12 protein-coding genes and 1 pseudogene are annotated in these 11220 nt (G+C 38.1%); 10 read left to right on the top strand and 3 right to left on the bottom strand.

What is annotated here, in order from left to right:
• Positions 1 to 192 precede the first annotated feature (192 nt).
• The 7 genes and pseudogenes from I6F45_RS15545 to I6F45_RS15575 all read left to right on the top strand — a co-directional run bounded on the left by I6F45_RS15545 (position 193) and on the right by I6F45_RS15575 (position 5055).
• Positions 193 to 1101 carry an MBL fold metallo-hydrolase gene (locus tag I6F45_RS15545; RefSeq protein ID WP_165727716.1) on the top strand — a complete coding sequence of 303 codons (909 nt, stop codon included), beginning with the start codon at positions 193 to 195 and terminating at the stop codon, positions 1099 to 1101.
• Positions 1102 to 1165: 64 nt separating this feature from the next.
• Complete coding sequence (locus tag I6F45_RS15550; protein WP_197161060.1) at positions 1166 to 1837, top strand: hypothetical protein; 672 nt, start codon at positions 1166 to 1168, stop codon at positions 1835 to 1837.
• 3 nt (positions 1838 to 1840) lie between these two features.
• Entirely contained in the window at positions 1841 to 2515 is a 675-nt protein-coding gene (locus tag I6F45_RS15555; RefSeq protein WP_197161062.1) for a Crp/Fnr family transcriptional regulator, read from the top strand.
• Positions 2516 to 2586: 71 nt separating this feature from the next.
• Positions 2587 to 2994, top strand: a pseudogene (locus I6F45_RS15560) (hypothetical protein).
• Positions 2995 to 3078: 84 nt separating this feature from the next.
• Entirely contained in the window at positions 3079 to 3582 is a 504-nt protein-coding gene (locus I6F45_RS15565; RefSeq protein ID WP_002961846.1) for an Mpo1 family 2-hydroxy fatty acid dioxygenase, read from the top strand.
• Positions 3583 to 3608: 26 nt separating this feature from the next.
• Complete coding sequence (locus I6F45_RS15570) at positions 3609 to 4400, top strand: SDR family oxidoreductase (protein ID WP_197161064.1); 792 nt, start codon at positions 3609 to 3611, stop codon at positions 4398 to 4400.
• Positions 4401 to 4461: 61 nt separating this feature from the next.
• Positions 4462 to 5055 carry a DUF2238 domain-containing protein gene (locus I6F45_RS15575; RefSeq protein WP_166421671.1) on the top strand — a complete coding sequence of 198 codons (594 nt, stop codon included), beginning with the start codon at positions 4462 to 4464 and terminating at the stop codon, positions 5053 to 5055.
• An 81-nt stretch (positions 5056 to 5136) separates the two neighbouring features.
• On the opposite strand, the gene I6F45_RS15580 is transcribed toward I6F45_RS15575, so the two are convergent.
• The 3 genes from I6F45_RS15580 to I6F45_RS15590 all read right to left on the bottom strand — a co-directional run bounded on the left by I6F45_RS15580 (position 5137) and on the right by I6F45_RS15590 (position 7536).
• The gene (locus tag I6F45_RS15580; protein WP_197161066.1) at positions 5137 to 6462 is read right to left on the bottom strand and encodes an APC family permease; all 1326 of its coding nucleotides are present in this window, start codon (positions 6460 to 6462) and stop codon (positions 5137 to 5139) included.
• A 115-nt stretch (positions 6463 to 6577) separates the two neighbouring features.
• Positions 6578 to 6973 (bottom strand): DUF3465 domain-containing protein, encoded by a 396-nt coding sequence (locus I6F45_RS15585; protein ID WP_197161068.1) that lies wholly within the window; start codon positions 6971 to 6973, stop codon positions 6578 to 6580.
• A gap of 383 nt (positions 6974 to 7356) precedes the next feature.
• Positions 7357 to 7536 carry a DUF6435 family protein gene (locus I6F45_RS15590; RefSeq protein WP_166421668.1) on the bottom strand — a complete coding sequence of 60 codons (180 nt, stop codon included), beginning with the start codon at positions 7534 to 7536 and terminating at the stop codon, positions 7357 to 7359.
• 226 nt (positions 7537 to 7762) lie between these two features.
• Between I6F45_RS15590 and I6F45_RS15595 the strand changes: the two genes are divergently transcribed.
• From I6F45_RS15595 to I6F45_RS15605, 3 genes are all read left to right on the top strand, one after another.
• Positions 7763 to 8806 carry a flavin reductase family protein gene (locus tag I6F45_RS15595; RefSeq protein WP_197161073.1) on the top strand — a complete coding sequence of 348 codons (1044 nt, stop codon included), beginning with the start codon at positions 7763 to 7765 and terminating at the stop codon, positions 8804 to 8806.
• Positions 8803 to 9855 (top strand): fatty acid desaturase family protein, encoded by a 1053-nt coding sequence (locus I6F45_RS15600; protein ID WP_197161070.1) that lies wholly within the window; start codon positions 8803 to 8805, stop codon positions 9853 to 9855. Before I6F45_RS15595 ends, I6F45_RS15600 begins: the two co-directional genes overlap by 4 nt.
• A 200-nt stretch (positions 9856 to 10055) precedes the next feature.
• Entirely contained in the window at positions 10056 to 11057 is a 1002-nt protein-coding gene (locus tag I6F45_RS15605) for a branched-chain amino acid aminotransferase (RefSeq protein ID WP_272941825.1), read from the top strand.
• The last annotated feature ends 163 nt before the right edge of the window (positions 11058 to 11220 follow it).

Consider the following 11220-nt stretch of genomic DNA (forward strand, 5'->3'; position numbering starts at 1 on the left):
TTTATTATAAGAAAACCGGTTATTGATTCATTTAGTTATTTAAACACTTTAATAAGGTGTTTAAATCAGCTTTTAGTAAGGGCTAAAATTAATAAGTAGGCCGTTGGTCACTCAACTAGGACAAAACTTAAATTACTTATTACACTCAGCCATAGACTCAACTTAAAACACTATTTATAGGTATTAATAATTATGAGCAATGTAAAACAAGGATTAGCTGCAACCGCTTTAATTATGGCGTCGTTTAGTAGTATTGGCGCGCAGCAATGTAGTGATGTAAGTTTGCAAATTTTAGGCTCGGGCGGCCCTGAGCTTAACGATGGTCGCGCATCAACAAGTTACCTTATTTGGCACGAAAATAAAGCCAGAGTGTTAGTTGACGTAGGCTCTGGTGCCAGTATTGGGTTTGATAAAGCAGGTGCAAAATTTAGTGATGTTGATGCCATTTTATTAAGCCATTTACACACTGATCATGCTGGCGATTTACCTAGTTTTATAAAAGGCAGTTACTTTACATCACGCGATAAAACACTTGCGATATTTGGCCCCCAGGGCAACCGTGTAATGGCTTCTACTAATGAATATGCACAAGCGTTACTAGGTAAGCAGGGCGCATTTAGATACTTAAGTGATTACGTAGAAGGTAATGAAAACTACAAATTAGATATTCGTTCTGTTGCATCAACAAAACAAAATGAATTTAAACAATCACTACAAAGTGATTTGGCTGTTAATGCAATGACAGTTAACCATGGACCTATTCCGGCTTTAGCGTGGAAAGTGAGTATAGCAGGGTGCGAACTTGTGTTTGCAGGCGACATGACCGACAAGTTCGGCACATTTACTGACTTTGCTAAAAATGCCGATGTAGTGGTTATGCACAACGCAATTGATGAAAACGCATCAGACGGGGCTAAAAATTTACACATTACCCCAAGTCAAATCACTAAGGTACTAATTGAGGCTGCACCTAAAACGGCGGTTCTATCTCATTTTATGAATCGGTCATTAAAAAATCAGCAATTGTTTAAAAAATCGTTAATTAAATCACTAAAAAGTAACGTAGTTTTTGCAGAAGATGGTTTAAAAATAAACTTATAAAGTATTGAGCATAAGAGTGTTGCGGGTCGCTAGTTTTATCGCTATTTTAAAGGCTCTCTCATAGATGGATTTTATTATGCGCATTAAATTTTTAGCGAGCTTTTATTCTTTCTTCTTGTTTGCACTGTTTGGTTGTGACGACCAAAGTATGGCAATGCAAGATAGCCCTCAGCTAAATAATAATGTAAGTAACTTACCCTCTGATCTTAAAGTAAGCACACCTCCAGCAGCTCAAACAAACGAACCCGCTTTAGTGGTCGGTATGCTGGCAACACATTGTAAAAGTAATGAAGCAGCCTACATTAACGCAAAAATGCATAAAGTTGTGCGTAACCCAGATGAAAGTACAGCCTACAAGTTAGAACCTACCGATAAAGTGCTTTCTATTTGTGTTGCAAAAGATGACTCGTCGCTTAGTTATCGATTTGGTAGAGTTAATGACATAGGGCTTGAAAAAGAAGCAACACCGGATGCACCATTTGGTAGTTACTACAGGCAAGTAGGGCGTATTGGCGAGAGTATTTTATTTTTCAGTAACGGCGAATATCATTATTATATTATTAACTCAGGCGGTATGGGCAGCGGTGTAACCGTTAATGTTTATAAAAACGATACATTAATAACTGAGCTGTTTTCGGGTAATGATCCTTACGATGATTTTGTTATAGCAACCGATTTAAATTTCCCTAAAAAATTGGTTATCGAAAAACAGCCATTTAATAAGCAAATGCAGTAAATAATGACTCCACAGCAGCAAAACGTTATAGAGCAAGGGCATTGGTTTAAAAACCGTAGCGCTTATTTAAAAAGCTTTTTATTAACGCAGGGCAAAACGCTCTCGCTAAAAGCTCAGCAATCATTATTTTTGCGAGGTGATAAGCACGATGGAATTTATGCAGTGCTTAGCGGCGTGGTGCGTATTAGTGGCGTAAGTAACGAAGGCAAAGAAGCCGTATTGAGCTTTATTGATTCATCATTGTGGTTTGGCGAAGTTACCTTGTTTGATGGTGGCCTGCGTACTCATGACGTATATGCACAAACTGACGTTGTGCTTTTTTACGTTCCCCAACGCGAGCTTGAACAGCTATTAAACGAACAGCCACAATATTGGCAAGAGTTTGGTTTATTGCTGGCACAAAAGTTACGCCTAATGTTTACCTCAATGGAAGATCACGCATTACTAAGTGCTGAGCAAAAAGTATGCAATCGACTTTTAATGCTCAGCGAGCATACAGAGCACTTAACACCACTTGTTTTATCTCAGCAGCAACTTGCTGATATGACCTACCTAACGCGCCAAACTATTAATCAAATACTGCAACAGCTTGTTAGCCTACAAGCTATCAGCTTGGGGTATCAACGTATTACTATTTTAGATAAACAAAAGTTACAGGCACGCGCTGAAAAAGCTTAAATAGAGACTGTTTTATTTAGTTGGAACCAAAATTGCTGGATAACACCTAAGGCAATAATGGATTTGAGCTAATGACAACAATAACCTTTAAAAATCAATACAGTAACTATAACTCTCCAACAGTAAATAAAGCGGCAGTTTCAAGCGAAGTTGCGGCAATTAATCCCCTCCCTAACGAAAAAACAAGTGATGCTAAAGGCATTACCTCAGCACCTAAAGATCAAACCTTTTTAGAAAGTGCTCAAGAAGCGCTTGTTTATCAGCGCTTAGGTGTAAACAAAGATAAAATAGATGAGTTAAAAGCAGCAATAGAAGAGCTCATTAAAGAACAGCAAAGTGAGGGCGCAGACCCTAGCGCAATTGCTGATAAAATAGAGGAACTTCAAAAAATGCTTGAGTAAGAGTATCAAAAAGGGCGCGAGCGAACGGATATGAAAGGTGAGCATGAGCCGGGTAAAATAATTTCTGCATTTGTTTAATTTACAAAATGTCGGATACCTGACATTGTTGCTGTGCTTACTTTTGCTAAAGTAAGTTTTATATATAAAAATAAAGGCAAAACAATGAAAACACTTCAACAGCAACTTGGTAAATATGGTTTGTATCATCGTTCTAAGCGTAATGTACTAACGCACTTTATTGGTATTCCGCTCATTGTATTTGCAGCGTTGTGTTTACTAGCGCGCATTCAAATACCCCTTGGTAGCTTTGTAATTGATGGCGCACAACTTTTTGTATTAGCGTCGGTTGTTTATTATTTTATGCTGAGCTTTTCGCTTGGCTTTATTATGGCCGTGATATTCACTTTACTCCTTGTTGGTGCTCAGCCTATTGCGGCAATGGCGTTTTGGCCTTGGTTGAGTATTGGCGTAGGTGTGTTTGTATTTGGCTGGGTATTACAGTTTATTGGGCACTATTACGAAGGTAAAAAACCGGCGTTTGTAGATGATCTAATTGGCTTAATTATTGGCCCTTTGTACGTAACTGTTGAGCTACTATTTTTAATGGGTTTTTATAAAACATTAGAAGATGAAGTAAACGCAATAGCAGGTCCTACAAAGGCTTAACTAATAAAAATTAATTACAGGTGCTTATGCAATATAATAATAAAACAGTGTGGATCACCGGCGCATCGTCAGGGATTGGTAAAGAGCTTGCTATACAATTTGCAGAGCTTGGAGCGCGCGTTATTTTATCGGCGCGTAATGTAGATAAACTCAATGATTTAAAAGCTACCCTTAAAGGCGAAGGGCACTTAATTGTGCCGCTTGATTTAGCCCAGCCAGAGCTGGTACTAAGCACAATAACTGCGAAAATGAGCGAGCTTCCTGCAATTGATATTTTAATTAATAACGGCGGCGTATCGCAGCGTAGCTTATTTTTAGAAAACGACTTTAACGTGTATCGCCAATTAATGGAGGTTAATTACTTTGGCTTAATTGCACTGACTAAAGCCGTATTGCCTACTATGGTGGCAAGGCGCAGTGGCTCAATTGTGTCTATTAGTAGTGTGGCGGGTAAAGTAGGTTCAAAATTTAGAACAGGTTATTCGGGTTCTAAATATGCGGTTGTTGGCTTTATGGATTGCCTACGTGCAGAAGTAGCACAACATAATATTCATTGTTTAACAATTTGCCCAGGCTCTATTAAAACAGCGATTGCGCATAACTCACTAAACGAGCAAGGCATAGCGCAAAATAAACCAGAAAAGTCGATAGAAAATGGCATGGATGTAAGCGTAGCTGCTAAAAAAATGATTAACGCCATTAGTAATAAAAAAGACGAAGTGAATGTGGGTAAAGGTTTAAGTGGTTGGGCGCCTACAATTAAACGCTTTTTTCCAACTTTGTTTAATAGGCTAAGCGCAAAAACAAACTATAGGTAGCATCGTTTATTTCAAAGGCGTAAAATGCCGTAAATTTGATCAATTTAGACAAGGATTCTAAATGAAGTATTTATGGCTGAGCCTATTTTTTATTGTATTAATTTGGTCTGGTATCAACCCAAAAGATCAATTTACATGGCTGCTTGAAGTTATTCCCGCAATTATTGGTTTAGTGCTGCTAGCAAGCACTTATAGCCACTTTAAACTTACCCCTATTTTATACACCTTTATTTTAGCGCATTGTATTGTGCTGATGATTGGCGGGCATTACACCTACGCCGAAGTCCCTTTGTTCGATAACCTATTTGGTAGCGAGCGTAATAACTACGACAAAGTAGGGCACTTTTTTCAAGGTTTTGTACCTGCGCTGCTAGCACGCGAAATTTTGCTACGCAAAAAAGTAGTAAATGGTCGAGGCTGGTTAATCACCTTTGTTATTTCGGTATGTTTAGCATTTAGCGCGTTTTACGAATTAATAGAGTGGTGGGTTGCAGTACTAAGCGGCGAAGACGCAGAAGCGTTTTTAGGCACGCAAGGCTACGTGTGGGATACCCAATCAGATATGGGGCTGGCGTTATTTGGGGCTATTTGCTCGTTATTGCTGCTTTCAAAAGTACACGACAAACAGCTTAAAAGCGTTAAAGATTATTTATAAAAACGCTTATAGAAACATCTATACAAATATTGATTAAAACTTGAGATAGGTGTTCTTTATGTGCTCCAGGGCGTGTTGTTTTTATTTTTTGATCTGAGACGCAGTTTGCTGTTGTATTACTCTATTCGTGTATAAACGCATAATAACTTCGAATATAAATGCGATAAAGAAAATTGAAAGAATGTAATAAACAATATGAGGCATTGCTTTAGATGAATACGCAATGGCAAAAAGTGCTGCGCCAAAAGAGCCGACAACAGCTGCAATAACACAGGATATTTTCGCTTTAGTTTCTTTAACTTTAAATAAGTGACCGGTGTGAGTAAAACCTTGGATCAATAATACAGAGATAGCCGCTATACTGGCAATTTGACTTAAATCTAATAATAAAATCATTGGCACAATAAGAATTGCTGAGATTAATAACCCTTCTGTATTATTAAAAACATGATATTCATATTGTTTAGGCAAGCTACCTTCCTTTGCTAACGTATAACCAATTTGTGTAACAGCATATAATGTGGCATTGATCGCTGATGCGGTGGCAAGTAAGGCTGTAATGGCTATAATCTTGAATCCCCATTCGCCTAATGCAGGGCGAACAGCTTCAGCTAAAGCATAATCCTTATCTTGCAGAATAGTTGCCAATGATAAATTACCAAACACAGCAACAGAAACAGCTATATAAAGAACAGTAACAAGTAAAATTGCAATAACCATGGCTTTTAGCATAGTTTTTTCTGGGCTTTGCATATCTTCAACACTATTGGTAATTACGCTAAACCCTTGAAAGGCAAAAAATGTTAAACCTAAGGCATAAAAAACATTTAAAGTATCGGGTGCATTAGTTAACGATAATCGTGCGGGTTGAATGTAAAATAATGCTAATACAGTAAAAATAATTAAAGCGAATAGTTTAATAATCACAATAAGATTTTCAGCTTTGGCGACAATTGATGCACCAATAAAATTTACGATAACGAAAAAAGACAACACACTAACTGAAAAAATATTAATGAATAAATGAGTATCCTCTTTTGGAAAGTAGGTCGCGGCATAGGTTCCAAAAGATTTGCATACAGCAGCTATTGCTACTAATTGAGCAAAATAAAAGAGCACCCCAAGAGCACCAGAAAATACGCCTTCGCCGTAACCGTGAATAAGATATTCAACAATCCCACCTCGGCTAGGGTAGCGAACAGCAAGTTTACTTAATGAATAGCCACAAAATAACGCGATAATTGCTGCAATTGCAAAAGACATAGTAACTAAATTTCCCGCAATTACACCCGCTTCTCCAATAACGATAAAAATACCAGCGCCAACCATTGAGCCAATACCCAAAAATATCGCACTCCATAAACCAAATGCTTTCTTTTCTGTTGGTTGCTCTATTTTTTGTATCATTATTACTGCCTTTTTATATAGCTCACTATTAAGAAATAAATCAGATTCGAAAAGCAGTGAGCCTTACTAAACGGAGGAAAGAACATGGCCTCGCCTGAATCGATTTATTATAAAGCTATTGGTATATTTTACCTTTGTGCTTTAACCAACCACCAACATGATATCCATTGGGATCTTTATGAGTCCAATGTACTACGCCCCCCTTTTTATTCCACTCATACTCACCATAAAATTGAACAGTATCACCTTTTGAAAGCAAATTAATTTTTGGCGCAAGATCAATGTTATGTGCAATTAAAATAGTAATGCCTGTACTTAATTTAAGAATAAACTTTTGATGACGCGAGCCATTATTATCGTCGTTTAATATACGAATAACGATTCCAGAGCCCTGTACTTGAACGTTACTTTGATGATTTTTGTATGCTTCATTCAGGGATGTAGCATTTGCAAAATTTGACCAGTGTAAAAAAGTAAAACCGAGTAAAATATATATTAATAACTTACGCATACACTAAACCTTCCTTAGTTCTATAATGCCACTAAAGTGACTGAAATATTTGAAGTACAAACAGCATACAGATAAAAATATCCATTTTTAATGGAGGTTATCTGTAGAGGCTTCCAATATATTCATAACAGCTTATTAAATCCAACGTTAAGGCGTTATACCCCCAAAACGGCTTAGATTACATTGTTCAATAATTCCACTTAAAAACATTATTGTAAATAGGTATTTATACGAGTGATAAAATAAGTTTTTTGTTGTTTTACTTGAGGATAATTAGAAAGTACTAAAGACGTCCTGAAAGAGGGAAGGGGAGTTTGAGATTTAATTTTCTAAACGTATCCACCGGCTTTTAAAGCAAGGCGAATACGTTTTGACATATGCATTTATTTAGCTTTTTTAGCCTCAAGAACTTCTATTTCACTCCAAATTTTTTCGGCTTCGGCGCTTAACATGGCGTAACTCTTAATATCGCCTTTACGCTGTGCTTGCATACCTTGTTCTAATTTTGCGTCGTACTCTTTGCGTAATTTTTTTGTTGGATCTGACTTAAATATCGAAAACATGGTGACTCTCTTAATTACTTTAATATATTTACTTAATCAGTATACATACGATGCAACGAAGAAAATCGATTCTTAAAAATATAAATTAGTTGGCACCTAAAAATTGAATAATTACTCTATTGGGGTTGAAAACTAAAAATTTCAGCGTACACTTGTGCGCTGAAGTTTGAGCGTACACGTGTAAGTTCAAACGTTAAGTATTTTACGATCCAAGAGATTAATAGTGATGATAATTAAAGTATTAAACCAATTTTCAAAATGGTTTTTACACCATCAAAGTTTTGCAGGCTACATAGAGCCAATAATGCAGGTGTTTAAACCTGCATGGCGTGCAGGGCAGTTTAGAGCGCAAGTAGTTAATACGACGGTGCTTGATGGCGGCTTTTTAAGTGTGCAACTTAAGCCAAGTAAACATTGGCAGGCACATACGTCAGGGCAGCATATAAGTTTAACGCTTGAAATTAATGGGCGATTATTAACACGCGTGTTTACCGTGGCCTCAAGCGCTCAACAATTTAAAAATACAGGTTTGGTGCGTTTACTAATCAAAACAAATGCGCAAGGGCGCTTTACAGGCTTACTCAGTAGCGCATTAAAGGCGGGTTTGTGGTGCAATATTTCTGCGCCAACCGGCGACTTTGTATTTAAAAACACGCATACACCGGCTACTTTTGTTGCGGGTGGGTCGGGTATAACACCTATGCTGGCTATGCTTGATGATTACTTAAGCCAAACTACTCAAAAAGTGTCGTTAGTGTATTACGCAAAAGCCACTGAGCATCAATGTGTTGATGAGCTGAGTAAGTTTGCGGCGCAATTTGAGCATTTTTCGTTTTTATTATTAACGCGTGAGCAATCAAGCGATATAACCAGCAATATTAAGCCGTGGGAAAACCCAGATATTTACTGCTGTGGCCCAGCGCAATTTATGCAAACGGTGAGCGATTTTGCTAAAACGCATAAGCTAAATTACTACCAAGAAGCCTTTGGTTTGGCGCTGCCTAGCTTAAACGACGACAGCCAATTTAATGTAAAAATTAACGCCAGTGCCCATGTTGTATCGGGCAACGATGTTTTACTACCTCAGTTTGAAGCAAAACAATTGCCGGTTAAACGTGGTTGCGGCATTGGTATTTGCCATCAATGCCAATGTATTAAAAAGTCAGGCGTGGTACGTAATTTAAAAACAGGTGAATTGAGTGACAACGGCGAGCAGTTAATACAACTTTGCGTAAGCCAACCTGTTAGTGATTTGGAGTTACAATTATGAAAAACATTAATTATGACATGCTCGCAAGCGAGCTAGATGCCATTAAAATGGACACCCTTGGCAAAGTAGGTCAACAAGATGCTGACTACATTCGCTCTGTTGTACGCAAACAGCGAATGTGTGAATGGAGCGGGCGAATTTTACTCATGCTTGGTTTTATTCAGCCCTTATTGTGGGTTGCAGGTGTATTGTTATTAGCGCTTGCTAAAATTTTAGACAATATGGAAATTGGCCACAATGTAATGCATGGTCAATACGATTGGATGAACGACAAGCAACTTAACTCACAGCATTATGAGTGGGACATAGCGTGCGACGGGCAAAGTTGGCACCGCGTTCATAATTTTGAACACCATACGTATACTAATATTATTGGTAAAGACAGAGACTTTGGTTATGGCTTGTTGCGTTTAAGCGATGATTTTAAATGGCGTTTTAAAAATGTATGGCAGTTTTTTACGTATATTAATTTAAGTGTGTTATTTCAGTGGGGCGTGTCGTATCACGAGTTGGCTGCAGAGCGTGTTTTTATTGGTAAAAAGAAAGAAAACCGCGAAGGGCTTGTATCACACTCTACATTAAAGCAGCGCTTTTTTAGTAAAGGCGCTCGCCAATTAATTAAAGATTATGCGATATTTCCGTTACTTGCAGGGCCTTTATTTTTATGGGTATTGGTCGGTAATTTAGTAGCTAACTTAATCCGTAATTTATGGACATCGACCATAATATTTTGTGGTCACTTTACTGAAGAAACGCAAACTTTTAAACAAGAAGACTGCGTAAACGAAACCCAAGGGCAGTGGTATTACCGCCAAGTGTTGGGTTCGTCTAATATTAAAGGGCCGCATTGGTTTCATGTTTTAACAGGGCATTTGAGCTGCCAAATAGAGCATCACTTATTTCCTGATATGCCGTCTTCGCGCTATCAAGAAGTTGCACCTCAAGTACAAGCCGTTTTGAAAAAACACGGCATTGATTACCATACAGGTAGTTTTTTTAAACAGTACACCTCGGTGTTAAAACGTATTATTAAATATTCGTTTAAATAAACATGTTTTAATTAACGAACGAAAAAATCGGTCTGTGTAATTACACTGACCGATTTTTTTGTTTATTGCACTCAATACGGTTGATTAGTAAACAGCACTTGCAAAAAATTCTCATAGTTAATTAAAAAAGCCTTACTTTAGCTATGGTTAAATAGCGTGTGATTGTCATACAATGGAGGAAAATAGACCACACAAGAGAGATTAAAATGGCCGCATTTGGTACCGTGTTTATGCCGCAGATGATTCAAGCTCGTTTTTCTGATAATAAATGGAGCGAAAGCTCAATTGTCCCTTCCGATAAACTTGAACTTCATGCTGGTGCGCACGTTCTTCATTATTCAAGTACATGTTTTGAAGGCTTAAAAGCCTTTCGCCATGAAGATGGTTCTGTTTATCTTTTTAGAATGGATGCAAACATTGCACGCATGCAACAAAGCTCAGCGCTATTAAGCTTACCGAGTTTTGACAGTGATATGCTAAAAACGATGATTATCGATATTATGCGTGAATACGCAGATGAAACGCCATTACCGCCGGGTTCTATGTATATTCGCCCAACACACATTGGTACTGAGGCGGCAATTGGTAAAGCAGCTGCGCCATCAATGAGCTCGCTTTTATACACGTTACTATCGCCAGTAGGTGATTACTTTGCAGGTGGTGCAACTGCACTACGCGTACTACTAGAAGAAGATGGTATGCGCTGCGCGCCGCACATGGGCATGGTAAAAAGTGGTGGTAACTACGCCAGTGCTCTAGCACCTATTAGCGCTGCACGTATAAAGTATCAAGCAGATCAAATTTTATTTTGCCCAGGTGGCGACGTACAAGAAACCGGTGCTGCTAACTTTATACTTATTGATGGCAACGAAATTATTACTAAAGCGCTCGATAGCACGTTTTTACATGGTGTAACGCGTAATAGTATTTTAACCATAGCCAAAGATTTAGGTATGACGGTAAGCGAGCGTAACTTTAGCGTTACTGAGCTACTAGAGCGTGCTGCTAAACCAGGTACTGAAGCGGCGCTTTCGGGCACTGCAGCTGTACTAACTGCTGTGGGTACATTTATTCATAACGATAAAGAATACAAAGTAGGTACTGGCGAGCCAGGCCCAACGACTGCGCGCCTTCGCCAAGCATTGAACGATATTCAATGGGGTAAAAGTGAAGACAAGCACGGCTGGTTAACTAAAATCTAATTATAGATTTAATAGCAACTCGCATTAAAAAGCCACCTAATCGGTTAACACCGATCAGTTAAGGTATTTTTGATCGGTTGACCGATCTTTTGGTTGCTTCACAATACCCTTATCATCTTTTGATTATGAGGGTATTTTTATGCTTAGTCATTGGTTACTTGAT

This window comes from Pseudoalteromonas sp. SWYJZ19, from assembly GCF_015864375.1.
GTDB classification, from domain to species: Bacteria; Pseudomonadota; Gammaproteobacteria; order Enterobacterales; family Alteromonadaceae; genus Pseudoalteromonas; species Pseudoalteromonas arctica.